General features: G+C 61.1%; 20 protein-coding genes, 1 tRNA gene and 6 pseudogenes. 20 read left to right on the forward strand and 7 right to left on the reverse strand.

The genetic code is table 11. From position 1 onward, the window contains the following. Positions 1–133 precede the first annotated feature (133 nt). From sufB to sufA, 9 genes and pseudogenes are all read left to right on the forward strand, one after another. Positions 134–1,605, forward strand: a pseudogene (gene sufB, locus N7E02_RS25015) (Fe-S cluster assembly protein SufB). Continuing rightward, on the forward strand, positions 1,605–1,826 hold the full coding sequence (locus N7E02_RS25020; RefSeq protein WP_286580345.1) for a hypothetical protein: 222 nt from the start codon (positions 1,605–1,607) through the stop codon (positions 1,824–1,826). Before sufB ends, N7E02_RS25020 begins: the two are co-directional and overlap by 1 nt. Positions 1,827–1,866: 40 nt before the next feature. Continuing rightward, complete coding sequence (sufC, locus tag N7E02_RS25025; RefSeq protein ID WP_112511633.1) at positions 1,867–2,622, forward strand: Fe-S cluster assembly ATPase SufC; 756 nt, start codon at positions 1,867–1,869, stop codon at positions 2,620–2,622. 19 nt (positions 2,623–2,641) lie between these two features. Further along, positions 2,642–3,926, forward strand: a pseudogene (gene sufD / locus N7E02_RS25030) (Fe-S cluster assembly protein SufD). A gap of 199 nt (positions 3,927–4,125) precedes the next feature. Beyond that, the gene (locus N7E02_RS25035; protein WP_286580349.1) at positions 4,126–5,370 is read left to right on the forward strand and encodes a cysteine desulfurase; all 1,245 of its coding nucleotides are present in this window, start codon (positions 4,126–4,128) and stop codon (positions 5,368–5,370) included. Between the two features lie 14 nt (positions 5,371–5,384). Further along, positions 5,385–5,759, forward strand: coding sequence for an SUF system Fe-S cluster assembly protein (locus tag N7E02_RS25040; RefSeq protein WP_374730661.1), 375 nt, complete (start codon positions 5,385–5,387; stop codon positions 5,757–5,759). Between the two features lie 45 nt (positions 5,760–5,804). Beyond that, positions 5,805–6,080 carry a ribbon-helix-helix domain-containing protein gene (locus tag N7E02_RS25045; protein WP_286580353.1) on the forward strand — a complete coding sequence of 92 codons (276 nt, stop codon included), beginning with the start codon at positions 5,805–5,807 and terminating at the stop codon, positions 6,078–6,080. Beyond that, positions 6,080–6,367, forward strand: coding sequence for a type II toxin-antitoxin system RelE/ParE family toxin (locus tag N7E02_RS25050; RefSeq protein WP_286580354.1), 288 nt, complete (start codon positions 6,080–6,082; stop codon positions 6,365–6,367). Before N7E02_RS25045 ends, N7E02_RS25050 begins: the two co-directional genes overlap by 1 nt. Before the next feature lie 89 nt (positions 6,368–6,456). Then, positions 6,457–6,847 (forward strand): annotated as a pseudogene (gene sufA / locus N7E02_RS25055) (Fe-S cluster assembly scaffold SufA). Between the two features lie 52 nt (positions 6,848–6,899). Here sufA and N7E02_RS25060 read toward each other — a convergent pair. From N7E02_RS25060 to N7E02_RS25070, 3 genes and pseudogenes are all read right to left on the reverse strand, one after another. Further along, a complete protein-coding gene (locus tag N7E02_RS25060) occupies positions 6,900–8,105 on the reverse strand; it encodes an ABC transporter permease (protein WP_286580355.1) in 1,206 nt (401 codons plus the stop codon). After that, complete coding sequence (locus N7E02_RS25065) at positions 8,095–8,811, reverse strand: ABC transporter ATP-binding protein (protein WP_286580359.1); 717 nt, start codon at positions 8,809–8,811, stop codon at positions 8,095–8,097. Before N7E02_RS25065 ends, N7E02_RS25060 begins: the two co-directional genes overlap by 11 nt. Before the next feature lie 10 nt (positions 8,812–8,821). Then, positions 8,822–10,115, reverse strand: a pseudogene (locus tag N7E02_RS25070) (efflux RND transporter periplasmic adaptor subunit). 232 nt (positions 10,116–10,347) lie between these two features. Here N7E02_RS25070 and N7E02_RS25075 point away from each other — a divergent pair. After that, positions 10,348–10,608, forward strand: a complete 261-nt coding sequence (locus N7E02_RS25075; protein ID WP_286580362.1) for a DUF2171 domain-containing protein — start codon at positions 10,348–10,350, stop codon at positions 10,606–10,608. A 49-nt stretch (positions 10,609–10,657) separates the two neighbouring features. On the opposite strand, the gene N7E02_RS25080 is transcribed toward N7E02_RS25075, so the two are convergent. The 3 genes from N7E02_RS25080 to N7E02_RS25090 all read right to left on the reverse strand — a co-directional run bounded on the left by N7E02_RS25080 (position 10,658) and on the right by N7E02_RS25090 (position 11,217). After that, entirely contained in the window at positions 10,658–10,837 is a 180-nt protein-coding gene (locus N7E02_RS25080) for a hypothetical protein (protein WP_286580365.1), read from the reverse strand. A 67-nt stretch (positions 10,838–10,904) separates the two neighbouring features. After that, positions 10,905–11,030 (reverse strand): hypothetical protein, encoded by a 126-nt coding sequence (locus tag N7E02_RS25085; RefSeq protein ID WP_286580366.1) that lies wholly within the window; start codon positions 11,028–11,030, stop codon positions 10,905–10,907. Between the two features lie 111 nt (positions 11,031–11,141). Then, positions 11,142–11,217 (reverse strand) — tRNA-Lys (locus N7E02_RS25090). 200 nt (positions 11,218–11,417) lie between these two features. Here N7E02_RS25090 and N7E02_RS25095 point away from each other — a divergent pair. Further along, a pseudogene (locus N7E02_RS25095) lies at positions 11,418–12,162 on the forward strand (cytochrome c biogenesis CcdA family protein). Between the two features lie 48 nt (positions 12,163–12,210). Here N7E02_RS25095 and N7E02_RS25100 read toward each other — a convergent pair. Continuing rightward, a complete protein-coding gene (locus N7E02_RS25100; protein WP_286580368.1) occupies positions 12,211–13,413 on the reverse strand; it encodes a UbiH/UbiF family hydroxylase in 1,203 nt (400 codons plus the stop codon). Between the two features lie 179 nt (positions 13,414–13,592). On the opposite strand from N7E02_RS25100, the gene pcsA reads away from it, so the two are divergent. The 9 genes and pseudogenes from pcsA to N7E02_RS25145 all read left to right on the forward strand — a co-directional run bounded on the left by pcsA (position 13,593) and on the right by N7E02_RS25145 (position 26,212). Next, positions 13,593–14,321 carry a phosphatidylcholine synthase gene (pcsA, locus tag N7E02_RS25105; RefSeq protein WP_286580370.1) on the forward strand — a complete coding sequence of 243 codons (729 nt, stop codon included), beginning with the start codon at positions 13,593–13,595 and terminating at the stop codon, positions 14,319–14,321. Between the two features lie 164 nt (positions 14,322–14,485). Then, a complete protein-coding gene (locus N7E02_RS25110) occupies positions 14,486–16,060 on the forward strand; it encodes an ABC transporter ATP-binding protein (RefSeq protein ID WP_286580373.1) in 1,575 nt (524 codons plus the stop codon). Further along, complete coding sequence (locus tag N7E02_RS25115) at positions 16,050–17,141, forward strand: ABC transporter permease (RefSeq protein WP_286580376.1); 1,092 nt, start codon at positions 16,050–16,052, stop codon at positions 17,139–17,141. Before N7E02_RS25110 ends, N7E02_RS25115 begins: the two co-directional genes overlap by 11 nt. Further along, on the forward strand, positions 17,141–18,055 hold the full coding sequence (locus tag N7E02_RS25120) for an ABC transporter permease (protein WP_286580377.1): 915 nt from the start codon (positions 17,141–17,143) through the stop codon (positions 18,053–18,055). The genes N7E02_RS25115 and N7E02_RS25120 overlap by 1 nt, the downstream gene beginning before the upstream one ends. Positions 18,056–18,096: 41 nt before the next feature. Next, complete coding sequence (locus tag N7E02_RS25125) at positions 18,097–19,170, forward strand: BMP family ABC transporter substrate-binding protein (protein ID WP_286580382.1); 1,074 nt, start codon at positions 18,097–18,099, stop codon at positions 19,168–19,170. A gap of 143 nt (positions 19,171–19,313) precedes the next feature. Beyond that, positions 19,314–20,672, forward strand: coding sequence for a bifunctional UDP-N-acetylglucosamine diphosphorylase/glucosamine-1-phosphate N-acetyltransferase GlmU (gene glmU, locus N7E02_RS25130; protein ID WP_286580385.1), 1,359 nt, complete (start codon positions 19,314–19,316; stop codon positions 20,670–20,672). A 379-nt stretch (positions 20,673–21,051) separates the two neighbouring features. After that, the gene (locus tag N7E02_RS25135) at positions 21,052–23,388 is read left to right on the forward strand and encodes a membrane-bound PQQ-dependent dehydrogenase, glucose/quinate/shikimate family (RefSeq protein WP_286580388.1); all 2,337 of its coding nucleotides are present in this window, start codon (positions 21,052–21,054) and stop codon (positions 23,386–23,388) included. 210 nt (positions 23,389–23,598) lie between these two features. Continuing rightward, positions 23,599–25,424 (forward strand): annotated as a pseudogene (glmS, locus tag N7E02_RS25140) (glutamine--fructose-6-phosphate transaminase (isomerizing)). Between the two features lie 86 nt (positions 25,425–25,510). Next, the gene (locus tag N7E02_RS25145) at positions 25,511–26,212 is read left to right on the forward strand and encodes a DUF502 domain-containing protein (protein ID WP_286580390.1); all 702 of its coding nucleotides are present in this window, start codon (positions 25,511–25,513) and stop codon (positions 26,210–26,212) included. Position 26,213: the final 1 nt, after the last annotated feature.

A 26,213-nucleotide genomic window follows, 5' to 3' on the forward strand; every position in this document is an offset into this window, starting at 1 on the left:
GCGGAATGGCAATTTTCCGCTTGCCAAGAGGTGGGAAAACCGCCTTTTGGCGCCTACATGGGGGAGGCATTGTTTTCCCCGCAAGAATGACGGAATTGCCGGAATTTGAACCGGCAACACAGGGAGTATGAAGATGCCTGCTGTCCAGGAAACGATCGATCAGGTCCGTGGGATCGATATCGATCAGTACAAGTATGGCTTCGAGACATTCATCGAAGTGGACAAGGCGCCAAAGGGCCTTTCGGAAGACATCATTCGCTTCATTTCGGCCAAGAAGCAGGAGCCGGACTGGATGCTGGAATGGCGCCTCGACGCCTACAAGCGTTGGCTCACCATGGAAGAGCCCACCTGGGCGCGCGTCGATTATCCGAAGATCGATTTCAACGACATCTATTACTATGCCGCGCCGAAGAACGTCACCGGCCCGGTGTCTTTGGATGAAGTCGATCCGGAACTGTTGAAGACCTACGAGAAGCTCGGCATTCCGCTGCGCGAGCAGGAAATCCTCGCTGGCGTGCAGACCTCCAAGGTCGCCGTCGACGCGGTCTTCGATTCCGTTTCCGTCGTGACGACCTTCAAGAAGGAACTGCAGAAGGCCGGCGTGATCTTCATGTCGATCTCGGAAGCCATCCGCGAGCATCCCGAGCTGATCAAGCAGTATCTCGGCTCGGTCGTCCCGACCACCGACAACTACTATGCGACTCTGAACGCCGCCGTCTTCACCGACGGTTCCTTCGTCTTCGTGCCGAAGGGCGTTCGCTGCCCGATGGAGCTGTCCACCTACTTCCGTATCAACGAGAAGAACACTGGCCAGTTCGAGCGCACGCTGATCATCGCCGAGGAAGGCGCCTACGTGTCCTACCTCGAAGGCTGCACCGCGCCGCAGCGCGACGAAAACCAGCTTCACGCTGCCGTCGTCGAGCTTGTTGCGCTGGATGATGCCGAGATCAAGTATTCCACCGTCCAGAACTGGTTCCCGGGCGACAAGGAAGGCAAGGGCGGCATCTACAACTTCGTCACCAAGCGCGGCGATTGCCGTGGCGCCCGTTCCAAGATCTCCTGGACCCAGGTCGAGACCGGTTCGGCGATCACCTGGAAATACCCGTCCTGCATCCTGCGCGGCGACGATCTCGCGCGGCGAGTTCTACTCGATCGCCGTCTCGAACGGTCACCAGCAGATCGACAGCGGCACGAAGATGATTCATCTCGGCAAGAACACGTCGAGCCGCATCATCTCCAAGGGCATTTCGGCAGGCGTGTCGCAGAACACCTATCGCGGCCAGGTTTCCATCCACCGCAAGGCGGACAACGCCCGCAACTTCACCAATTGCGATTCTGCTTCTGATCGGCGACAAGTGCGGCGCGCACACGGTGCCCTACATCGAGGTGAAGAATGCGGCGGCGCAGATCGAGCACGAGGCCACCACCTCGAAGATCTCCGACGACCAGAAGTTCTACGCCATGCAGCGCGGCATCCCGGAAGAAGAGGCGATCGCCCTGATCGTCAACGGCTTCGTCAAGGACGTCATCCAGCAGCTGCCGATGGAATTCGCCGTCGAAGCCCAGAAGCTGATCGGCATTTCGCTTGAGGGTAGTGTGGGGTAATGAACGAAAAGGTCGAGAATCTCATCCTGGAGTATCTGCGCGCGATGCGCGCAGATATGGCGTCGATGAAGGAAGAGATGAGCGGAATGAGGGCCGAGATGCTTGTTATGCGCCAGCATATGGCAGGCCTTCTGGGCTCTCAGGTCCTCCATGATGGGGAACTCGCGACCATCAAAGTTCGCCTCGACAGAATCGAAAAACGCCTGGAGCTCGGCGAATAAACCGCCCCTCCGTTTCGCTTGAACAGATAAGAGATTGAAAATGCTTGAGATCAAGAACCTGCACGCACGCATCGCCGAAGACGGCACCGAGATCATTCGCGGCCTGAACCTCACCGTGAAGCCGGGCGAGATCGCCGCCATCATGGGCCCGAACGGCTCCGGCAAGTCGACGCTGTCCTACATTCTGTCGGGCCGCGAGGACTACGAAGTCACCGAGGGCGACATCACCTATAACGGAGAGAGCATTCTTGAGCTTGACCCGGCCGAACGCGCCTCCAAGGGCATCTTCCTCGCCTTCCAGTACCCGGTCGAAATCCCGGGCGTCGCCACCATGCAGTTCCTCAAGGTCGCGATGAACGAGCAGCGCAAGGCGCGCGGTGAGGAAGAGCTGACGACGCCGGACTTCATGCGCCGCGTCAAGGAAGCTGCCGAAGGCCTCAAGATCGACCCCGCCATGCTGCGCCGTCCGCTGAACGTCGGCTTTTCCGGCGGTGAGAAGAAGCGCGCCGAAATCCTGCAGATGGCTCTGCTCGAGCCGACGCTCTGCGTCCTCGACGAGACCGATTCCGGCCTCGACATCGATGCGCTGAAGATCGTCGCCGACGGCGTCAACGCGCTCCGTTCGCCGGACCGCGCCGTAATCGTCATCACCCACTACCAGCGCCTGCTCGACTACATCGTGCCGGACACCGTCCACGTTCTCTACAAGGGCCAGATCATCCGCTCGGGTGACAAGGAACTGGCCCAAGAACTGGAAGCCAACGGTTATGCCGACGTGATCGGGACTGCGGCCTGAGACCGGGAAGGATTTTGGCATGAACATCCAAGCAAACCAGCCCGCCAGCAGGCTCACGGCCGCTGAAACGGCGCTAGTCGAGGCCTTCGCCGCTCAGATCGGCGAACTGCCCGGTAACGGTGCCGTCACCGGCACCCGCGACCGGCTGCTCGACGATCTGAAGAAGGCCGGCCTTCCGACCCGCCGGATCGAGATCCTGGCACTATACGGACCTCAAGAGCCTGTTGCGTGCCGTACCGGAACGCGCCACGGGCGGCGCAGCCGGTCCCGTCGATGCACTGGTGAGGGGATCTGCAGTTCTCGCCGTCCTGCACGGCGAAGCAGATGCAGCGGCCTCCATCGACGACGTGACAGTCACCGCCTATCGCGACCAGCTCGCCGATGGTTCGGCCGTCGCCGGCCTGACAGCCCTCGACAAGGACGATGCGATCGGCCGCCTCAATGGCAGCTTCGTTCGCGATGGCCTGGCTCTGACGGTCGCGGCCAATGCCGAGATCGAAGATCCGATCGAGCTGCAGGCGCTGCATGGCGCCGGCCAGATCCATACGCGCTTCCCGGTATCGTTCTGTGCCGGTTCCAAGGCAACGATCGTCGAGCGTCACCTGGCGGTGACCGAAGATGCAGCACTCGTCTCGTCCGTCAGCGACATCGTCCTTGAAGACGGCGCCGACATCACCTGGATTATCCTGCAGCAGCAGGGCCCGGTTGACACGCATCTCGCTCAGATCCGCGTCTCGCTCGGTGCCGACGCCAAGCTGCGCCTTTACGTCGTCAATGCCGGCGGCAAGCTGGTGCGTCAGGAACTGCGCATCGAGGTTCAGGGCGAGGGTGCCGAACTGACGCTGCGCGGCGTCAACCTGCTCGGCGGCGACAGCCATACGGACGTCACGCTGGTGCTCGGCCACAATGTGCCGCACACCAACTCGACGGAAACCTTCCGCAATGTCGTGTTCGACAAGGCGAGCGGCGTGTTCCAGGGCATGATCAAAGTCGCGCCCGACGCCCAGAAGACCGACGCGAAGATGGCGTGCAACACGCTGCTCATGTCCGATGACGGAGATTTTTCCGTCAAGCCGGAGCTGGAAATCTTCGCCGACGACGTCATCTGTGGCCACGGTGCCACCGTTGCCGATACCGACCGCAACCATCTCTTCTACCTGATGGCTCGCGGCGTGCCGGAGAACAAGGCGCGCGCCATGCTGGTCAACGCCTTCGTCGCCGAGATCGTCGAGGAACTGGAAGACGAAAAGCTGGTCGAGCCCTTGGAAGAGGTCATCTCGACCTGGCTCGAAAAGCACGCCTGATATGGGGTGACGGAGGGGCAACCTCTCCTCCGTCATGCTCGGGCTTGTCCCGAGCATCTACAACCGTCGATCGGGCTGTAACGTTAGCGGATCCTCGGGACAAGCCCGAGCATGACGCGGTGGATGTGGCGATGCTTGCCGAAAGACTGTGATCTTCCACGGCATCTTCGCCCAAGGGCACGATATGAAAGGGTCTGACATGGACCAGACAACGCAAATGGCCACCTATGACGTTGACGCCATAAGACGGGATTTTCCGATCCTGTCCACCATGGTGCACGGCAACAAGCCGCTCGTGTATCTGGACAACGGGGCCTCTGCCCAGAAGCCGCAGGCCGTGATCGATGCGATTTCACACGCCTATTCCAACGAATACGCAAACGTTCATCGCGGTCTTCACTTCCTCTCCAATGCCGCGACCGACGCCTATGAGGCAGCGCGTGAAAAGGTGCGCCGCTTCCTCAATGCCGGTTCGGTGGATGAGATCGTCTTCACCAGCAATTCCACGGCTGCGATCAACACGGTCGCCTATGGTTACGGCATGCCGCATATCGGTGAGGGCGACGAGATCGTCATCACCATCATGGAGCACCACTCCAACATCGTGCCGTGGCATTTCATCCGCGAGCGGCAGGGCGCCAAGATCACCTGGGTACCGGTGGATGACGATGGCGCCTTCCACATCGAGGATTTCGAGAAGGCGCTGACGGAAAAGACTAGGCTCGTCGCAGTCACCCATATGTCGAACGCGCTCGGCACCGTCGTGCCGGTCAAGGACATTTGCCGTATCGCTCATGAGCGGGGCATTCCCGTCCTTGTCGACGGCAGCCAGAGCGCCGTCCATATGCCGATCGACGTCAAGGATATCGATTGCGACTGGTTCGTCATGACCGGCCATAAGCTTTATGGCCCGTCGGGCATCGGCGTGCTCTACGGCAAGATGGACCGCCTGAAGGAGATGCGTCCCTTCCAGGGCGGCGGCGAAATGATCATCGAGGTGGCGGAAGACATCGTCACCTATAACGACCCGCCGCACCGCTTCGAAGCGGGCACGCCACCCATCGTCCAGGCGATCGGTCTCGGTTATGCACTGGACTATATGGACAAGGTCGGCCGCGCCGCGATCGCCGCCCATGAGGCGGATCTGACCGCCTATGCAACCGAACGCCTCCAGGCGATCAATTCGCTGCGCATCATCGGCAACGCGCCGGGCAAGGGCGCCATCATCTCCTTCGAACTCGCCGGCATCCATGCCCATGACGTCTCGATGGTAATCGACCGCCGCGGTGTCGCGGTGCGCGCCGGCACCCATTGTGCCATGCCGCTCTTGAAACGTTTTGGCGTCACCTCCACATGCCGGGCATCCTTCGGCATGTATAATACCCGTGCCGAAGTAGACGCTTTGGCTGACGCGCTGGATTATGCGCGCAACTTCTTTGCCTGAGGAATTCCATGGCCATGGACCAAGACATACCGAAGTGGGATGCCCGTGAAGGCATCATCGAATCCAGCATTCCCGCGGAGGAGCTGGAACGCCTGTCCGACGACATCATCGCGGCGCTGAAGACTGTCTATGACCCGGAAATCCCGGCCGACATCTTCGAACTCGGCCTGATCTACAGGATCGACATCGAGGATGATCGCATGGTGAAAATCGCCATGACGCTCACCGCCCCGGGCTGCCCGGTGGCCGGAGAAATGCCGGGCTGGGTCGAAAATGCAGTCGGCGCCGTCGAAGGCGTCTCGGGCGTCGAGGTCGAAATGACCTTCGATCCGCCGTGGACTCCCGAGCGCATGTCGGAAGAAGCACAGGTCGCGGTCGGCTGGTATTGATCGTCGGGATCGGATAATTTCCCGATATTGGCTGGAGGCTCCGATATGACGCAACTGCAGAAGGTGAGCATCGATCTTCCCAGCGAAGTGACCGAGATTATCGAGCAAGCCGTTGCGTCGGGAGAATTTGCTAGTGTCAGTGAGGTCGTGACGAATGCTGTCGCTACGTGGCAGACTTCGCGTCTGCTCCACGGCTATACGGCGGAAGAGCTTCGCGCGATGGTCGCTGAGGCAGACGGGAGTGGTGAGCCCATAAGCGGCGCAGAGGCGCTCAGACAGATAGACGAAGAATTCGAAAGAGAGTTCGGACGCAAACTCTGATGGGCTACCGTCTCAGACCCAAAGCCCGGCAGGATCTGTCCGGTATCATCGCTTATATCGCACGTGACAATCCCTCTGCCGCCCGCAAATGGCGTGATGAAATATTTCGCGTATTCGAACTTCTCGGTGGCAGTCCGTTCATCGGTTCAGCCCATGATGAGATGGCGCCAGATATTCGCATGTTTCCTTCTGGAAATTACATCGTGCTCTACAGAGTGGAGGAGGCCGGCGTGCTCGTTCTCCGCGTTATTCATGCCGCCCGCGACTGGCGGCAGCAATCGATATAGAGCAAGGCCGTTGATCGGGCTTAAGTGAAGAACTACATATGATCAGATGCGCCGGACCTTGAACCCGGTTGTTGAAGGAGAATGGGCCGATGGGCTTTGCAGTGATGACCATGACCGACGCAGCCGCCACGCGCGTCAACCAGATCGTTTCCAATTCCGGGCCGGATGCCAAGGGCATTCGCGTCGGGATCAAGAAGGGCGGTTGCGCCGGGATGGAATATACGATCGATCTGGTCACCGAAGCGAATGCCAAGGACGACCTGATCGAACATGCAGGCGCCAGGGTCTGGATCGAGCCTTCCGCGGTTCTCTACCTCCTCGGCACGCAGATGGATTTCGAAACCACCAAGATGCGCTCCGGATTCACCTTCGTGAACCCCAACCAGACATCGGCCTGCGGTTGCGGCAGAATCGGTCGAACTGAAGCCTGCCGATCTGGCGGCACTTGCGAAGCAGCGCGAAGCCGACGCGCACGCGTGATGTCGCAACATTCGAGAATGAGAAAGAGGGCCGCGAGGCCCTTTTGTTGCGCTCACTCGTGCCGCAGCGCTTCGATCGGATTGAGTTGCGCTGCGCGTCTTGCCGGGAAATAGCCGAAGATCATCCCGATTGCCGCCGAGAAGATGAAGGCGAGCACGATGATCGTCGGGCTGACCACAAACGGCACCTGCAGATAGCTGACGACGCCGAAGGCGAGGCTGAGACCGGCAATGATCCCGGTCACCCCGCCGAAGATCGACAGCATCACCGCCTCGACGAGAAACTGCGTCAGCACCTGTTTCTCCAGCGCGCCGATCGCAAGGCGGATGCCGATTTCCCGCGTGCGCTCGGTCACCGAGACCAGCATGATGTTCATGATGCCTATGCCACCGACCAGCAAGCTGACGGCAGCCACGGCGCCGAGAAGGCCGGTGAGCAGCACCGTCGTGCCGGTCATGGCTGCGGCAATCTGCGACATGTCGTTGACGGAGAAATCGTCGTCACGGCCGATGCCGATGCGGCGGCGTTCCCGAAGCAGGCGTTCCACATCCGACTGCACCTTCGCCGTCGAGACGCCGTCCTGCGCCGAGAGGACGATGCTGCTGATCGTCGTCGTGCCGCCGATCCGCCGCTGGTGCAGCTTCAACGGCATGATCACACTGTCGTCCTGGTCGTCGCCCATGCCGGACTGGCCCTTGGCCGCCAGAACGCCGACGATCGGGCAGGCGACATTGCTGACGCGGATCGTCTGGCCGACGGGATCGGCGGCGCCAAAGAGTTCCCTGCGCACCGTTTCGCCGATGATGCAGGCCGCCTGGCTGCCCCGATCCTCATTAGGCAGAAATTCACGGCCAAGCGACAGATCCCAGTCCTGAGCGATGAGATAGTCGTTCGTGGTGCCGATCGCGCTGGTCGAACGATTTGCACCACCGGCAATCACCGTAGCGGTGGCACGATTGATCGGTGCGACGGCACGCAGACCGCCGACCTGTTCCTGGATCGCCTTGATGTCTTCGTCGGTAAAGCGCTTGGCTTCTGTGCTGGCGCGGCCGGGACCCCATTGGCCGGGACGCACGAACAGCGTGTTGGTGCCGAGCCGCGAAAGTTCGTCGCGCACCTTCGCCGTCGTGCCGTTGCCGACGGTCACCATGGCGATGACGGCGGCGACGCCGATGACGACGCCGAGAACGGTCAGGATGGAGCGCAGCATGTTGCGGCTGATGGCGCGCCAGGCAAGCTTGGTCGTCTCAAACAGCATGGCTTGCCTCCTCGGCGCGCATCTCGTCGGTCACCAGATGGCCATCGACGAAGCGCAGCAGGCGCTTGGCATAGGCGGCGATGTCCTCTTCGTGGGTGACCATGATCACCGTGATGCCGTTCTCGCGGTTGAGCCGCGTGATCAGGTCCATGATTTCGACGCTCGTCTTCGTGTCGAGATTGCCGGTCGGCTCGTCGGCAAGCAGCACGGCCGGATCGGTGACGATGGCACGGGCGATCGCCACGCGCTGCTGCTGGCCGCCGGAGAGTTCCTGCGTCGTATGGCCTTCGCGTCCCTTCAACCCGACCTGTTCGAGCGCCGCCATCGCCCTGCGGCGACGCTCGCCGTGGTCCATGCCGCGATAGACAAGCGGCAGCTCGACATTCTCCACCGCCGAGGTTCTTGCCAGCAGGTTGAAGCCCTGGAAGACAAAACCCAGCATGTGCCGGCGCAGCAGCGTCAGCTGCTCGCGGCTAAAGTCGCTCGTAGGAATGCCCTGAAAGAAGTACTCGCCGGATGACGGCACATCCAGCGCGCCGACGATGTTCATCGCCGTCGACTTGCCCGAGCCGGACGGTCCCATGATGGAAACGAATTCGCCGGGCGCGATCGACAGGTTGATGCGGTCGAGCGCCCGGATCGTCGCCTCGCCGCGGCCATAGACTTTGGAAACGTCCTTGAAGGTGATCAGCGGGGAAACCGTCATGGCGATCTCCTTACTGATTGCGGGCTGTCGCATCGGTGATCAGCTGGTCGCCTTCCTTGACCTCGCCGGATTTCAGCACGGTGAACTGGCCGTCGGTCGGGCCGGTCTCGACCTGCATGCGCTGCGGCGCCCCACCGCGCAGCACCCATACGGCACGGGCGGCTGTGGCCGAGGCTTCGCCCCGTTCGCTGCGGTTTCCGCGCGGGCGAGGCGGTGCAAAAAGGCGCGAAAGGAAACTGCCGCGCGCCTGCGATGAAGCGGGCGGCGAATAGCGAAGCGCTGCATTCGGGATCAGCATCGCATCCTTGACCGCTTCGACCGTCACATCGGCTGTTGCTGTCATGCCGGGACGCAGCAGCAGATCCTGGTTGTCGACGGTCAGGATCGCCTTGTAGGTGACCACATTGGATACCGTTTCTGACGCGAACCGGACGGTTTGTATCGTCGCTGGAAAGCTGCGGTCCGGATAGGCATCGACAGAGAATTTCGCCACCTGCCCCTCGCGTACCTGACCGACATCCGCCTCGTCGACGGAAACCTGCAATTCCATGCGCTTCAGGTCGCCGGCAATGGTGAAGAGAACCGGCGCATTGAGCGAGGATGCAACCGTCGCACCGGGGTCGACGTCGCGGGTCAAGACGATACCATCAATCGGCGACACGACCGTGAGCTTGGAAAGATTGACCTCCGCGAGACGCAGCGCCGCCTCGGCGGACAGTACGGCGGCCTCGTTGATCTCGGTTGTCGCGACGGCCGAGATCGTAGCTGTATTTGGCGGCGTCCAGTTCCTGCTGGCTGGAGATGCGATTGTTGACGAGGTTCGTCAGGCGATCGAGCGAAATCTTGGCGGAGGATGCTTCCGCCTGCGCTTTCAATACATTCGCCTTGGCCGAGGCGAGCTGCGCACGGGCGCTCTGCACATCGGCTTCCTCCTTGTTCGTGTCGAGTTCGAGCAGAACGTCGCCTGCCTTCACCGGGCTGTTATAGCTGACATTGACCTTGCGCACGGTGCCGGATAGCTCGCTCGATATGTCCACCTGGTCGGTAGGCTGTACCGATCCCGTTGCTGTGACGATGACCGAGAGGTCGCCTTTTCTGGCTTCCTGCGTCGAATAATCGAAGGGCTGCTGGCCGGACTGGCCCTGGAAATAAAAACCGAGGCCGCCTGCAATGATCACGGCGAGGCTGATAGCAACCCACTTGCCGCGACCGCGCTTGCGGCTGCGCCCGGAGCCGGCCAGAATGGCGCCGAGATCCGGCGTCCGCGTCTCGCCGCTCTTGTTGGGGTCTTGCTGGACGTTCAAAATCCTGGCCTCGTCAAATCGATCCGATGAAAGATCCGTTCGGTCTCAATGCCATGAAACGGACGGTAGAAAAACTTAAATACCCGTAAGGTGTTGGCCGCGTCGGATCGACCGGTTGGTCTAAAACAACTGGAAATAATATCCCGGTGTCGAAAAGATGATCTGGCGCGGCTTGGCCATGCATCGAACTGGCTCGCCGAACGTTCTGCTTCCGCAACAGAGGAGATCAATCATGATCGATGTAGCGAGAATCAAGGAACATGCCGAAGTCATTGGTGCCGACGGCGTTCATGTCGGCACGGTGGACCGGGTGGAAGGCAGCCGCATCAAGCTGACGAAAAAGGATAGCGGTGAGGGCAGCCATGAAGGGCATCATCACTTCATTCCGCTTGAGCTGGTCGCGGATATCGAAGGCGGCAAGGTGAGGCTGTCTGCCGATGGCGACGTCGCCGTTTCCTTCGAGGAAGAGCAGGGCGGCAAGCCCGTGCATTGAAAAAAGGCCCGGCATTCGAAATGATGCCGGGCCGTTTATCACTGCCGTGTCACTGCTGGCTGTTCGGTACGCCGAAACGTTCGGGCAGAAATGCTGTTTCGGTTTCGTCACCACTCAGCCGGTCGGTTTTCCCTTGGGAGAAAGGTCCGAGCGGCATCGCCGAAAAAGCAAGAACGATGCCGCCGATGACGACCAAGGCGAAAGCGGTCAGAAGGTTACTGCGTCTCATCACAACTCTCCCTATGTCAAAGATGGGGTGGGCATGCACTGGATCGCGAAAGAGGATTGCCGGTCGCTCAGCTGTTTGCCGAGAGTTCGGTCGGCGATGCCATCAGTTGTGATTCGCCAATTGACCGGTCCATATATTTGAAGGCCAGAATACTCAGCACCGAAGCGATAAGAACGACGAAAATGATTCTCATGGACAACTCCTTAGGCGGAGATAACATCCACGGCCTAATACTTGTTCCGGCAAGGCTTACGCATTGCTGATCACGAATATTGTACGAAATTATTGGATATGGATTTTGAGATGGTGAGAGCGCAGGGGTTCGAACCCTGGACCTACTGATTAAAAGTCAGTTGCTCTACCGGCTGAGCTACGCTCTCCCGCGAACGCGCTGAAGCGCCTCTCGAAAGTGCGCGGAACATATGCAGGTCACCCCTTGCGGTCAACCCGGAAAAACACCAAAAACAGCACTGTCGGCGGTTTTCCGATTGTGGTTGGAAAACGCTGCTCGAAATGGTGATTGGCCTTGAGCGTCGATCGGCGCTACCAGCACGACCAGAATTGCAGATCGGGGTGTTCCGTGTCCATTGCCGAAATATCGATTTTCACTGCCCTGGTTGCCGGCGCACTGTCCTTCCTGTCGCCCTGCGTCCTGCCGCTGGTGCCGCCCTATCTCTGTTACATGGCAGGCATTTCCGTCGACCAGTTCCGTGGTGAGGCGGGCGCGCAGGTGTCCCCGCCCGGGCGGCGGTGTTGCGTTCGGCCTTCTTCTTCACGCTCGGCTTTGCCACGGTCTTCGTCATGCTCGGGGCAGGGGCTTCCACCGTCGGCGTCCTGTTGCGCCAGCATCTCGATATCCTGTCGAAGATCGGCGGCCTGATCATCATTGTGATGGGGCTGAATTTCTTAGGCGTCTTGAGGCTCGGCTTCCTGTCGCGCGAGGCGCGCTTTCAATCCACTGGCCAGCCGGCGACGCTGTCCGGCGCCTATCTCATGGGGCTCGCTTTCGCTTTCGGCTGGACGCCCTGCATCGGGCCGGTGCTCGGCGCCATCCTCGGGGTCGCGGCATCGCGCGACACGGTCGGGGAGGAGCGACACTGCTCGCCATCTATTCGCTGGGTCTGGCCGTTCCGTTCTGGATCGCAGCCGGCTTTTCCGGTGTCTTCATGCGCTTCCTGACGCGCTTTCGCCGTCACCTCGGCACGGTGGAGAAGATCATGGGCGTCTTCCTGATTCTCACCGGCCTGGCCTTCATCTTCGGCATCGTCACCGATGCCGCGATCTGGTTCCAGCAGACCTTTCCGATCCTGATGCAGATCGGCTGATTGCGGAACCTTTAAGTATTCTGCGCTGTACGTGAGCCGAAATGGCTCTTATCGCCCAACCTGCTTTCCGAGGCTCCGGACGAAATTCTTCAGCCCTCGTCCCGGCTCGACACCTTCCTGCATCAGCGCATTGCGAAGAGGCGGGATGGCGTTCAGCACATGCATGCCGGCCGCGCGCACCATCTGCACGGGCAGGAAATCGGTCAGCAGCGAGCGGTTGAGCAGGTCGACACTGACGGTTCGGCTCATCACGTCCGGCTTGCGCCGACGGTTGTAGCGATCACCGGCATCGGCGGCGATCGGCCGGTCGCGGACGGCGGAGAGCAGATCGGCAAGCGTCATACTGTCGCGCAGCGACAGATTGAGGCCCTGGGCGCCGATCGGCGGGAAGGCATGCGCCGCTTCACCGATAAATGCCGCCCGACCGCTGCCGAAGCGTTCCGCCATCATGCTGGAGAGCGGCCATGCCCGCGCCTTGCCTTCCACCGTCACCTTGCCGAGGATCGACTGCATGCGGGTTTCAACAGCTGTCGAAAGCTCCTCCGGCGACAATGTAACCAGTCGGGCAGCTTCTTCCGGACGCACCACCCAAACGAGGCTGGAACGCCGGCCGGGCAGGGGCACTTGGGTGAAGGGGCCGCTCTCTGTATGGAATTCCGTCGAGACATTCCCATGCGGAAGGGCATGGTTGAAATTGAGAACTACGGCCGACTGCTCGTAGGACCATTTGCGAACGCCGACACCGGCCGCTTCGCGGGTGATCGAATTCCGCCCGTCGGCGCCGATGACGAAATCCACCTCGATAACATCGCCCTCGGCAATCGAGATCGTCACCTTGTCGGTCTGAACGGCAACGCTTTCGGCGTTCCTTTCGATACGCGTCACGTTGGGCTCCGCCGCAAGCGCATCGTTCAATACCGCTGCCAGCGCGGTATTCGGCATGTTGTAGCCAAAGGCCGTAAGCCCGATATCCGTGGCACGGAACTGCGCCGGCGGTGCGCGAAGCAAGCGGGTCGTGCCGTCGAGAATCTGCATCACGGAAAGTGCTGCCGTCGAAGGCGCGATCGCATCCCACACGCCGAGCCGCTCCAGATAACGGACGGACTGATCCATCAGCGCCGTCGTGCGGGTATCCTCGTGTGGCGGCTTGGCGGCAATGAGGCAAACCTTGCGGCCGGTGCGTCCGAGCGCCAGCGCTGCTACCAGCCCTGCCAACCCGCCTCCGACGATTGCGATCTCGTAATGCTGCATTGTCCGCTTCCCGTTCTCTGTCTGAAGCCTATCTAGAGCGTCGCGTGCTTCTGATCCATGGGGCATCGGCGCGCACTTATGAGGGCTGTAACGTAAAACCTGTGGCCATTTCCGGGCGCGGTTGCAATATCTGCGGTTTGGCCGCATATCCGAAATGCAGAGAAAAGCGGGACCAAGGCGTGTTCAGACGAATTTTCAATTACCGTAAAGTCCCCTATGCGGAAATCCGCGCCTTCTGCGTCCACTTGCTGACGGCCTCCGGCTCTTTCCTGGCCTTCCTCGGCGTGGTCGCGGCGGCCGAACATCGCTTCGTCGACATGTTCTGGTGGCTCGGCCTGGCATTGCTGGTCGACGGCATCGACGGGCCGATCGCCCGCAAGATGCATGTCAAGGAAGTTCTGCCCAACTGGTCGGGCGACATGCTCGACAACATCATCGACTATGTCACCTATGTGCTGTTGCCGGCTTTCGCGCTCTATCAGAGCGGCATGATCGGCGAGCCCTGGTCCTTCGTCGCGGCCGGCATGATCGTCGTTTCGAGCGCCATCTACTATGCCGATATGGGGATGAAGACCGACGAGTATTTCTTCTCGGGTTTTCCCGTCGTCTGGAACATGGTCGTGTTCACGCTGTTCGTCATCGATGCATCGGCGACGACCGCGATGATCGTGGTCACCTTCTCGGTGGTCCTCACCTTCCTGCCGATCAACTTCCTCCATCCGGTGCGCGTCAAACGCCTGCGCCCGCTTAATCTCGGCATCTGCCTGCTCTGGTGCGCGCTCGGCGGATACTCGCTGCTGGTACATTTCCAGTCGCCCGACTGGGTTGTCTGGGGCGTCGTCATCAGCGGCATCTACCTCTACTGCATCGGCGGCGTACTGCAGCTCTTTCCAAATCTTGGAAAATGACGCGAAGCCTGTCGCAAATCTCTCTTTGATGTTGTGGAAGTCTGCAAAAACGGTATCAATATCAAGTGGCTGCAACAAGCGGCATGCGTGTGCTTTTGCAATTCTGAAGCAATACAAAATTGTACTGCCGCGACGGACCGGCAGTGCCTAAAGAAGGGGGATCCGTGACTGTATCCGAGGGCCCGGAGGCGAAGCCGCTTCTATCCATTCGGGGGCTGACCAAGTTTTTCGGCAGCTTCGCCGCCTGCGATTCCATCGATCTCGATATCGGCCACGGGGAAATCCACGCGCTCCTCGGTGAAAACGGCGCGGGCAAGTCGACCCTCGTCAAGATGCTCTTCGGCGTGCTTGAGCCCAGTGCCGGAAGCATTTCCTGGGAAGGCGCGCCTGTAACGATTGGTTCCCCCGGCGAAGCCCGCCAGCGCGGCATCGGCATGGTCTTTCAGCATTTTTCCCTGTTCGAAGCGTTGACCGTCGCCGAAAACATCGCCCTTTCGCTCGACAGCCGCACGCCGCTCGCAAAGATCGCCGAGGAAACCGCCACCGTCTCGAAAGCCTATGGCCTGCCGCTCGATCCGGCCGCCCATGTGGCGGACCTCTCCGTCGGTGAGCGCCAGCGCATCGAGATCGTCCGCGCGCTGCTGCAGAACCCCAAGCTGATCATTCTCGACGAACCGACCTCGGTGCTGACGCCGCAGGAGGCCGAGCGCCTGTTCGAGACGCTCATGCGCCTCAAGGCCGAAGGCCGTTCGGTCCTCTATATCAGCCACCGCCTCGAGGAGGTGCGCCGCATCTGCGACCGCGCCACCGTCCTGCGCCACGGCAAGGTCACAGGCGCCTGCGATCCGAAGCGCGAGACACCGGCCTCTCTGGCGCGCATGATGGTCGGTACCGAAGTGGCCGAGGTCAAGCGCGAAGGCTTGGCCGGTACCGGCGAGGTTCTGGTCGAGATGAACGGTGTCTCGGTTGCGCCGCGCACGCCGTTTTCCGTTTCGCTCAAGGACGTTTCCCTGAAAGTCCGCGCCGGCGAAGTGCTGGCGATCGCTGGCGTGGCCGGCAACGGCCAGTCAGAGCTGTTTGACGCGCTTTCGGGCGAATATCCGATTGCCGACGAGGCGCGGATCCGCATGCGCGGCCGCGCGGTTGGCCGGCTTGGGATCAACGGTCGCCGGCTGGTCGGTGCCGGCTTCGTGCCGGAAGAACGCCACGGCCACGCCGCCGTGCCGGGGCTTACGCTTTCCGATAATCTCCTGCTCGCCCGCAGTCGTTCGGATAAGAAGGCTTTCCTGACCGGCGGTTTCCTGTCAGTTCTCCGCCGGGATGCCATCCAGTCGGCCGCGCGGCGCATCTGTTCTGTCATGGACGTGCGCAAGAGCGGCGATGACCCCGCCGCGGGCTCGCTCTCCGGGGGCAATCTGCAGAAATTCATCGTCGGCCGCGAACTCGACCGCCAACCCTCGGTACTGGTCATCAATCAGCCGACCTGGGGCGTCGATGCAGGTGCTGCAAGCCGCATCCGTCAGGCGTTGATCGACCTTGCCAAGTCCGGCTCGGCGGTCATCGTCATCAGCCAGGACCTCGACGAAATCTTCGAGATCGCCACGACGATCGCGGTCATCTCGGATGGCAAGCTGTCCGCCCCTTATCCGGCGGGTGATCTTTCCATGGAGCAGATCGGCCTCTTGATGGGCGGCATTCACGAAAGCCATTCCGGTGGGGAGGCGCGCTATGCGTCTTGAGCTCCAGAAGCGCGCCCAGGTCTCCACCCTGTTTTCAATAGTCTCGCCTCTGCTCGCCCTGGCGCTGACGCTGGTGGCCGGCGCAATCATGTTCTGGTCACTCGGCAAGAGCCCGACAGGCGCGCTCTATTCGTTCTTCGTCGAGCCGCTGCTCGATGTCTGGTCGCTGCATGAACTGGTCATCAAGGCCGCGCCGCTGATCCTGATCGCCGTCGGCCTTGCCATCTGTTATCGCTCGAACAACTGGAATATCGGCGCCGAAGGCCAGTTCACCATCGGCGCGATCGCCGGCTCTATCCTCCCGGTCCTCTATCCCGAATGGCATTCGCCGATGATCCTGCCGCTGATGCTGATCATGGGCATGATCGGCGGCGCGCTCTATGCCGGCATTCCGGCCTTCCTCAAAATTCGCTGCAATACCAACGAGATCCTGACCAGCCTGATGCTCGTCTATATCGCACAACTGTTTCTCGACTGGCTGGTGCGTGGGCCTTGGCGTGACCCGCAGGGCTACAATTTCCCGCAGACCAAGAGTTTCCAGATCGAGGCGGTGCTGCCGGAAGTGCTGGACTCCGGCCGCGCCCATCTCGGCATCATCTTCACGCTGATAGCGGCTGTCCTGCTCTGGTTCATGATGCGTTTCATGCTCAAGGGTTTTCAGGTCTCCGTGCTCGGCCAGTCGGCGCGAGCAGGGCGGTTTGCCGGGTTCTCGGCGAAGAACATGATCTGGTTCTCGATGCTGCTCTCAGGCGCGCTCGCCGGGCTTGCCGGCATCTCCGAAGTGTCCGGCTCGATCGGCCATCTGCAGCCGGCGATTTCGCCGGGCTACGGCTTCACCGCGATCATCGTCGCCTTCCTCGGGCGCCTCAATCCGCTCGGCATCGTCGCTTCCGGCTTTGTGCTGGCGCTGACCTATCTGGGCGGCGAGGCCGCGCAGCTGTCGATCGGCATTTCCGACAAGGTCAGCCGCGTCTTCCAGGGCCTGATCCTGTTCTTCGTGCTCTCCTGCGACACGCTGATCCATTACAGGATCCGGCTGATCTTCAATCCGTCGGCAGCAATCGCGGAGGCGAAAAACTGATGTTTGAAGCCATCCTCCTGACGGTCATCACCGCATCGACGCCGCTTGTGATCGCAGCCCTCGGCGAACTGATCACAGAGCGCTCCGGCGTCCTCAACCTCGGCGTCGAGGGCATGATGATCATGGGCGCGGTATCGGCATTCGCCGCCGCGCAGATCACCGGCAACCCCTATCTCGGCATTCTCGCCGGCATTGCCGGCGGCGCGCTTTTCTCGCTTCTGTTCGGCTTCCTCACGCTGACGCTGGTCGCCAACCAGGTCGCGACGGGTCTCGCGCTGACGATCCTTGGTCTCGGCCTTTCCGGCCAGCTCGGCGAGAGCTTCGTCGGCATGCCCGGCGTCAAGCTGCAGCCGATCGTCATCCCGCTGCTATCCGATATTCCGTTCTTCGGCCGCGTCTTGTTCAGTCAGGATCTGATCTTCTACCTGTCGGTTGCCTTGGTGATCGGCATCAGCTGGTTCCTGTTCAAGAGCCGGGCCGGATTGAAACTCCGCGCAATCGGCGACAATCACGGCTCCGCCCATGCGCTCGGCATCAATGTCGTGCGGGTTCGCTATCTCGCGGTCCTGTTCGGCGGTGCGTGCGCCGGCCTGGCCGGTGCCCAGCTCTCGCTCGTCTACACGCCGCAATGGGTGGAGAACATGTCGGCCGGCCGCGGCTGGATCGCGCTGGCACTCGTCGTCTTCGCATCCTGGCGTCCCTGGCGGCTTCTGGCCGGCGGCTATCTCTTCGGCGCGGTGACGATCGGCCAGCTTCATGCACAGGCCTTCGGCATCGGTGTGCCTTCACAACTCCTGTCCGCGCTTCCCTACGCGGCCACTATTGTCGTGCTGATTATCATTTCGCATAATCGTCGCATGACGCTCATCAATACGCCGGCATCCCTCGGAAAACCGTTTGTCCCCGATCGGTGACCACGTTAACGTCAATGTCATACTCCATCAGAGGTTGGAAAATGAAGAAACTCATTATTGCTCTCGCCGCGACGGCAGCCGTGTTGGGCGGCTTTGCAACTGGCGCGTCGGCCCAGGAAAAGAAGAAGGTCTGCTTCATCTATGTCGGCTCCAAGACCGACGGCGGCTGGACCCAGGCGCATGATATCGGCCGTCAGGCATTGCAGAAGGCCCTCGACGACAAGATCGAGACGCCGTTCCTCGAGAGCGTTCCGGAAGGCCCGGATGCCGAGCGTGCTATCGAGCGCATGGCTCGCTCCGGCTGCTCGATGGTTTACACCACCTCGTTCGGTTTCATGGACGCCACCGTCAAGGTTGCGGCAAAGTTCCCGGACGTGAAGTTCGAGCATGCGACCGGCTTCAAGGCGGCTGAAAACCTCGCCACCTACAATTCGCGCTTCTACGAAGGCCGTTACATCCAGGGCCAGATCGCCGCGAAGATGTCGAAGAAGGGCCTCGCCGGCTACATCGCATCCTTCCCGATCCCGGAAGTCGTGATGGGCATCAACGCCTTCGAACTCGGCGCGAAGTCGATCAACCCGGACTTCAAGCTGAAGGTCGTATGGGCCAACACCTGGTTCGATCCCGGCAAGGAAGCCGACGCCGCCAAGGCACTGATCGACCAGGGCGTCGACATCCTGACCCAGCACACCGATACGACGGCTCCGATGCAGGTCGCAGCCGAGCGCGGTATCTTCGCTTTCGGCCAGGCTTCCGACATGATCGCTGCCGGCCCGAAGACCCAGCTCACCGCCATCGTTGATACCTGGGGCGCCTATTACATCAAGCGCACGCAGGCCATGCTCGACGGCACCTGGAAGTCGGAACAGATCTGGGACGGCCTGAAGGACGGCATTCTCACCATGGCGCCCTACACCAACATGCCGGACGACGTGAAGGCGATGGCCGAAGAGACCGAAGCCAAGATCAAGTCGGGCGAACTGCATCCGTTCACCGGCCCGATCAACAAGCAGGATGGTTCGGCCTGGCTTGCTGCCGGTGAAAAGCCGGAAGACGGCGTTCTGCTCGGCATGAACTTCTATATCGAAGGCGTCGACGACAAGCTGCCGAACTGATCGCTGCAATAGTTCGATAGGAAAGGGCGCCGAATGGCGCCCTTTCTGTTTTCCCGGATTTGTTTCCCGCCGATACAAGCCGTTTATCGCCCTTCAACACACATGCTGATAAACAGCGACGAATTGCCGAAGGAGATTCTCAGATGAGCCGTTCCTGCCTTGCCGTCATCCTCGCCGCTGGCGACAGCACGCGGATGAAATCCTCCATGTCGAAAGTGCTGCATCCGGTCGCAAATCGCCCGATGATCGCGCATGTCATGGCGGCAGTCGCATCGGCGGGCATGACGGATGCGGCTCTCGTCGTCGGCCGCGATGCCGAAAAGGTCGCCAAGGCCGGCGCGATTGATGGCATCTCGGTGCGCAGCTTCCTCCAGACGGAACGCCTCGGTACTGGCCATGCGGTGCTCGCGGCCCGCGAGGCGATCGCCGGCGGTTTCGACGACGTCCTTGTCGCCTATGGCGATGTGCCGCTGATCACCGCTGCGCCCTTCGCTGCCGCGCGTGAAAAGCTGGCCGAAGGCGCCGATGTCGTCGTCATCGGCTTCCATACCGACAAGCCCACCGGCTATGGTCGTCTCCTGGTCGAGAACGGCGAACTCGTCGCCATCCGCGAGGAGAAGGATGCCACCGACGAGGAACGCAAGGTCACTTGGTGCAACAGTGGCCTGATGGCGATCAATGGACGCAAGGCCCTGTCGCTCCTGGAAAAGATCGGCAACAGCAATGCCAAGGGCGAGTATTACCTCACCGATCTCGTTGAGATCGCCCGCGCGGCCGGCGGCAAGGTCGTGGCGGTTGACGCACCCGAAGTGGAACTCACCGGCTGCAACAACCGCGCTGAGCTCGCCTATATCGAAAAGCTCTGGCAGGAGCGCCGCCGTCACGAGCTGATGGTCTCCGGCGTTTCGATGATCGCGCCGGAAACCGTCTTCCTCTCCTATGATACGGAAATCGGCCAGGACGCGCTGATCGAACCCAATGTCGTCTTCGGTCCGGGCGTGACGATCGATGGCGGCGCCATCATCCACGCCTTCTCCCATATCGAAGGTGCCCATGTCAGCGCCGGCGCAACGGTCGGTCCGTTCGCGCGGCTGCGTCCGGGCGCGGATCTGGCGGAGGGCTCCAAGGTCGGTAATTTCTGCGAGGTGAAGAACGGCAAGGTGGGCGAGGGCGCCAAGGTCAACCATCTGACTTACATCGGCGATGCCGTGATCGGCGCCCATGCCAATATCGGCGCCGGCACCATCACCTGCAATTATGATGGCGTGAACAAGCACGAGACCCGCATCGGCGCCAATTCCTTCGTCGGCTCCAACTCATCGCTTGTTGCCCCGGTGTCGATCGGCGACGGCGCCTACATCGCCTCCGGCAGCGTGATCACCGAGAATGTGCCTGCCGACGCGCTCGCCTTCGGTCGGGCGAGACAGGAAACCAAACCCGACCGGGCAATCGCGATTCGCGAACGGGCTCTGGCGCTGAAGAACTCCCGCAGCAAAACCTGAGGTCTGCGGCCTTCACAGGAATGTGAAGTCGATCTCCGAGGCCTGTGCCTCGGCGTCGGCAACACTCATCCATTTCACGTTCCGCCGGCGTCCCGTCACCGCTAGTAACTGATTTTCATCAATTTTCCGGGCTTGAGATGATCGGTCGCAGATCCTGCGCCGTCAGATGCCGACTTTCGTACAGCTAATAACATGATAAAAAATATCATGTTATTAGCTGACCCTCAAATAATGGGGGTTCCGTCGTTGACTTGGTGTCTTTTTAGCGGCAGTTCCGTGACGGGATTACGTCATTTGCCTGTCAAGCGCGCAAAATGGCGCAGCCTCCATCGCCTCTACAGGCGGTGACATTCCTTCTCATTTTTACGGGAGAATTTCCTTGGCGGAGCTCACTTCCCACAAGCCGTGCAGATGGCTTGTGATTGCACTCGCCGTCGTCCTCGCTCTTTTCGGGGCGGTCTTTGTGGCCGGGGGCGGTTATCTGATTACTCTAGGCGGTTCGTGGTATTACCTGATCACCGGTATTGCTTTGCTGTTTTCAGCCTTGCTTCTGTTCCGCGGCAGTGCGTCCGGCCTGGTCCTGTTCCTGGCGATCGGCGTCGCGACGGCGATCTGGGGCGTATACGAAGTCGGCTTCGCCTTCTGGGGCCTCGTGCCGCGTCTGGCACCCTTCGTCGCCATCGGAATCGTCGCAGCCCTGCTTCTGCCGGCCGTCGCTGGCAGCCGTGCCAAGGTTCCGGGCTTCGCGATCGCCATCGCGCTGATCGCTGTCTTCGGCTACGGCCTCTGGGGCGCTTTCCAGCCGCAGGGCGTGCTTCGTCCGGATGCTCCGGTTGCAGTTCGCGCAGGCGCTCAGCCGTCCGAGACCGCATCCAACTGGCAGTATTATGGCTATAGCGGCGCCGGCACGCGCTTTGCTCCCTATAACCAGATCACCGCGGATAACGTCTCGAACCTCGAGGTTGCATGGACTTTCCGCACCGGCGAAGAGCCGGTCAAGGGATCCGAGTTCCAGAACACCCCGACCCAGATCGGCGACAACATCTATGTCTGCACGCCGCTCAACAAGGTGATCTCGCTCGACGCGACGACCGGCCAGGAAAAGTGGCGCTTCGACCCCAAGGCGAAGAGCAACACCTTCTGGAACCGTTGCCGCGGCGTTGGCTATTATGAAAGCGCCGTCGTTCCGGAAGGCCAGCAGTGCCATGCTCGCATCATCCTGACGACGATCGATGCGCAGATGATCGCGCTCGACGCCAATACCGGCGAGACCTGCGGTCAGTTCGGTGCAAACGGTGCGGCCAACCTCAAGGACGGCCTCGGCGATGTGAAGGAAACCTACTACTTCCCGACCTCGATGCCGACCGTGACCAACGGCCTGGTCATCGTCGGCGGTTGGGTCCGCGATGGTCGCGACACCAATGAGCCGTCGGGCGTTATCCGCGCCTACAGCGCCGAAAACGGCGAACTGGCATGGGCTTGGGATCTCGGCAATCCGGGCATCACCAAGCTGCCGCCGGAAGGCGAAAGCTACACCCGCGGCACGCCGAACATGTGGTCGACGCCTGCCTTCGACGCTGAACTCGGCCTGATCTACCTGCCGATGGGCAATGCGACGCCGGACTTCTGGGCCGGTCACCGCAACGAAGCCGGCAACAAGTACGGCGCGTCTCTCGTCGCGCTCGATATCGCGACCGGCCGCGAGCGTTGGCACTTCCAGTTCGTCCATCAGGACGTCTGGGACTATGACACCGCTTCCCAGCCGGCGCTCTACGACATGGCCGACGGTACGCCGGTCGTCGTTCAGACCACCAAGCAGGGCGACATCTATGTTCTCGACCGCCGCGACGGCAAGCCCGTCAAGAAGGTTGAGGAGCGCCCGGTCGAGCAGAGCCATCAGGAAGGCGACGTCATTGCCGCCACCCAGCCTTTCTCTGTCGAGATGCCGCATCTCGGTGGTGGCGTCCTGACCGAAGCCGACATGTGGGGTGCAACCCCGTTCGATCAGCTGGCATGCCGAATCGCCTTCAAGAAGCTCCGCTATGAAGGCCGCTACACGCCGATGATTAAGGGCGAGCGCACGCTCATCTACCCGGGCTTCTACGGTGGCATGAACTGGGGTTCCATGGCGATCGACGAAAGCCGTGGCCTCGGCATCATAAACGACATCCGCATGCCGCAGCTCGCAGAACTCATCCTGCGCGAAGATGCATCGCCGGAAATGTCGGCCAACATGAGCCATGATGCCGGTGTTCATCCGCAGGAAGGCACGCCGTTTGCCGCTCTGCGCGGCGGCTTCTACTCGCCGCTCGGCGTTCCGTGCCACATGCCGCCATGGGGCACACTCTCGGCCGTCGACCTCGAAACCGGCAAGCTCGTCTGGCAGCGCCCGTTGGGCTCCGTTGAGGACAGCGTCCTGCCGAACGGCCTCAAGGTACCGCTCGGCATGCAGATCGGCATGCCGACGCTCGGTGGCCCGCTGACCACCGCCGGTGGCCTGACCTTCTATGCCGGCACGCAGGACTTCTACCTGCGCGCCATCGACACCGCGACCGGTGACGAAGTGTGGAAGGGCCGCATGCCGATCGGCGCCCAGGCGACGCCGATGACCTACATGGGCAAGGATGGCAGCCAGTACGTGCTGATCGCCGCCGGTGGCGCTCGCCAGAGCCCGCAGCGCGGCGACTACGTGGTGGCTTACCGCCTGAAGAAGTAGCAATCAATCGTCGCCATTTGGTGACATTGAGGGGAGGCGGAGCAATCCGCCTCCCTTTGCGTTTGAGGCGTTTCGGCACACCGGATCGCGCGCAAAGGCCGTTAACGATTTCTCGTTACGGTCAGACATCGAAAGTGACCGCGCCAGTCATTGCACGGATGATGCGATCGGCTAGGAATTCGCGGCGAAGCATCAAACAGAGAGGCCTATATGTGCGGGATCGTTGGAATTGTCGGTAAGGAGCCTGTGGCATCGCGTCTGGTCGATGCGCTGCGGAGGCTCGAATACCGCGGTTATGATTCCGCCGGTGTCGCCACCATCCACGAAGGCAGGCTCGATCGCCGCCGCGCCGAAGGCAAGCTGTTCAACCTCGAAAAAAGCTCGACGGAGAGCCTCTGCCCGGCACGATCGGCATCGCCCATACCCGCTGGGCGACCCATGGCGTACCGAACGAGGTGAATGCCCACCCGCATTTCGTCGATGGCGTCGCCGTCGTCCACAACGGTATTATCGAGAACTTTTCCGACCTGAAGGACGAACTGATCGCCGAAGGCGCCGTCTTCACCAGCCAGACGGATACGGAAGTCGTCGCCCATCTCCTGGCCAAATACACTCGCGAGGGCAAGAACCATCGCGACGCGATGCTCGCCATGTTGAACCGCGTCTCAGGCGCCTATGCGCTCGTCGTCATGTTCGAGGACGAGCCGGGCACGATCCTCTCGGCCCGTTTCGGGCCGCCGCTGGCCATTGGCCACGGCAGGGGTGAGATGTTTTTGGGCTCCGATGCCATCGCCCTGTCGCCCTTCACCAACGAGATCACCTACCTCGTCGATGGCGACTGCGCCATCATCACCCATTCGGGCCTCGAAGTGATGGACTACCAGGGCCGTCCGGTTACCCGCAAAAGCCAGATCTCCCAGGCGGCGACCTTCATGGTCGACAAGGGCAACCATCGCCACTTCATGGAGAAGGAAATCTACGAGCAGCCGGAGATCATTTCTCACGCGCTTAGCCATTACATCGATTTCGCCAGCCACACGGTAAAGCCGACCGATGTGGCGATCGACTTCTCCAAGCTTTCCGGCCTCGCGATTTCCGCCTGCGGTACCGCCTATCTTGCAGGCCTCGTCGGAAAATACTGGTTCGAGCGCTATGCTCGCCTGCCGGTCGAGATCGATGTGGCCTCCGAATTCCGCTACCGCGAACTGCCGCTGCAGCCGACCCAGGCTGCGCTTTTCATCTCCCAGTCCGGCGAGACGGCCGACACGCTCGCGTCGCTGCGCTATTGCAAGGACGAGGGCCTGAAGATCGGCGCCATCGTCAATGTCCGCGAGATCGACCATCGCGCGGGAATCCGACGCGATCTTCCCGATCCTTGCCGGCCCGGAAATCGGCGTCGCCTCGACCAAAGCCTTCACGTGCCAGCTCGCGGTCATGGCCTCGCTGTCGATCGCTGCCGGCCGCGCCCGCGGCACGGTGACGGAAGCCGAAGAGAAGGAGATGGTCCGGCACCTCGCCGAGATGCCGCGCATCATGAGCAAGGTGCTGAACGACATCCAGCCGCAGATCGAGACCTTGTCGCGCGACCTCTCGCGCTTCAAGGATGTACTCTATCTCGGCCGCGGCACCAGCTTCCCGCTTGCCATGGAAGGCGCGCTGAAGCTCAAGGAAATCTCCTATATTCACGCCGAAGGTTATGCCGCCGGCGAATTGAAGCACGGCCCGATCGCGCTGATCGACGAGCACATGCCGGTCATCGTCATCGCGCCCCATGACCGGTTCTTCGAAAAGACCGTATCGAACATGCAGGAAGTGGCGGCCCGCGGCGGCAAGATCATCTTCATCACCGACGAGAAGGGGCGGCTGCCTCCAAGCTCGAAACGATGGCGACGATCGTGCTTCCCAACGTCGACGAGATCATCGCACCGATGATCTTTTCCCTGCCGATCCAGCTACTTGCCTATCACACGGCAGTCTTCATGGGCACCGATGTCGACCAGCCGCGGAACCTTGCAAAGTCCGTCACCGTTGAGTGATCAGCGGTCCCTTGCATCGCAGCAACGCATCCGGCATTGTCGCACCAAATGACTGCGGCAATGCCCAAATTTCCTAGGAAGATCATATGAGTGACAGCCCCGAGCGCATTTCGATGGCCGGTCGGCTCAGGAACAATTTTCTGACCGGCCTGATCATCTGCGCGCCCCTGGCAATCACTATCTGGCTGACCTTCACCTTCATCGATTGGGCCGACAGCTGGGTCACGCCCTATCTGCCGCAGCGCTATAATCCGCAATACTATTTCGACGTCACTATTCCGGGCACCGGCCTGCTGATCGCGGTCGTCTTCATCACTATCATCGGGTTTCTCGGCAAAAACCTGATCGGCCGATCGATCGTCAATTTCGGCGAGTCCGTCCTGCATCGCATGCCGCTGGTGCGCACGATCTACCGAAGCGTCAAGCAGATCCTGGAAACGGTGCTCAAGGAACAGTCTACCTCGTTCAAGAAATGCGGTCTCGTCGAATTCCCGAGCCCCGGCATGTGGGCGCTGGTTTTCATTTCTGGCGATGCCCAGGGCGAGATCGCCGCCAAGCTGAACGAGGAAGGCGAGGAAATGGTCGCCGTCTTCATGCCGCCGACGCCGGTTCCGACCGCGGGCTTCCTGATGTTTGTGCCGAAGAGCAAGATCATCATGCTCGACATGACGCCGGAAGAGGGCGCCAAACTTCTAATTTCCGGTGGCCTCATCGCCCCGGACTACAAGCCCAAGGTAGATCCGGTTCCCGTCCTGCCGGCACCGGTCGATCTCTCGCCGGTCAAGTAAT

This window comes from Terrirhizobium terrae (genome assembly GCF_030323265.1).
Lineage (GTDB): Bacteria > Pseudomonadota > Alphaproteobacteria > Rhizobiales > Rhizobiaceae > Neorhizobium.

Bases quoted from the DNA above. Each gene is read 5' to 3' on its own strand.
- N7E02_RS25020 (WP_286580345.1), top strand. From the start codon at position 1,605: ATGAACGAAAAGGTCGAGAATCTCATCCTGGAGTATCTGCGCGCGATG.
- sufC (WP_112511633.1), top strand. From the start codon at position 1,867: ATGCTTGAGATCAAGAACCTGCACGCACGCATCGCCGAAGACGGCACC.
- N7E02_RS25035 (WP_286580349.1), top strand. From the start codon at position 4,126: ATGGACCAGACAACGCAAATGGCCACCTATGACGTTGACGCCATAAGA.
- N7E02_RS25040 (WP_374730661.1), top strand. From the start codon at position 5,385: ATGGACCAAGACATACCGAAGTGGGATGCCCGTGAAGGCATCATCGAA.
- N7E02_RS25045 (WP_286580353.1), top strand. From the start codon at position 5,805: ATGACGCAACTGCAGAAGGTGAGCATCGATCTTCCCAGCGAAGTGACC.
- N7E02_RS25050 (WP_286580354.1), top strand. From the start codon at position 6,080: ATGGGCTACCGTCTCAGACCCAAAGCCCGGCAGGATCTGTCCGGTATC.
- N7E02_RS25060 (WP_286580355.1), bottom strand. From the start codon at position 8,105: ATGCTGTTTGAGACGACCAAGCTTGCCTGGCGCGCCATCAGCCGCAAC.
- N7E02_RS25065 (WP_286580359.1), bottom strand. From the start codon at position 8,811: ATGACGGTTTCCCCGCTGATCACCTTCAAGGACGTTTCCAAAGTCTAT.
- N7E02_RS25075 (WP_286580362.1), top strand. From the start codon at position 10,348: ATGATCGATGTAGCGAGAATCAAGGAACATGCCGAAGTCATTGGTGCC.
- N7E02_RS25080 (WP_286580365.1), bottom strand. From the start codon at position 10,837: ATGAGACGCAGTAACCTTCTGACCGCTTTCGCCTTGGTCGTCATCGGC.
- N7E02_RS25085 (WP_286580366.1), bottom strand. From the start codon at position 11,030: ATGAGAATCATTTTCGTCGTTCTTATCGCTTCGGTGCTGAGTATTCTG.
- N7E02_RS25100 (WP_286580368.1), bottom strand. From the start codon at position 13,413: ATGCAGCATTACGAGATCGCAATCGTCGGAGGCGGGTTGGCAGGGCTG.
- N7E02_RS25115 (WP_286580376.1), top strand. From the start codon at position 16,050: ATGCGTCTTGAGCTCCAGAAGCGCGCCCAGGTCTCCACCCTGTTTTCA.
- N7E02_RS25120 (WP_286580377.1), top strand. From the start codon at position 17,141: ATGTTTGAAGCCATCCTCCTGACGGTCATCACCGCATCGACGCCGCTT.
- N7E02_RS25125 (WP_286580382.1), top strand. From the start codon at position 18,097: ATGAAGAAACTCATTATTGCTCTCGCCGCGACGGCAGCCGTGTTGGGC.
- glmU (WP_286580385.1), top strand. From the start codon at position 19,314: ATGAGCCGTTCCTGCCTTGCCGTCATCCTCGCCGCTGGCGACAGCACG.
- N7E02_RS25145 (WP_286580390.1), top strand. From the start codon at position 25,511: ATGAGTGACAGCCCCGAGCGCATTTCGATGGCCGGTCGGCTCAGGAAC.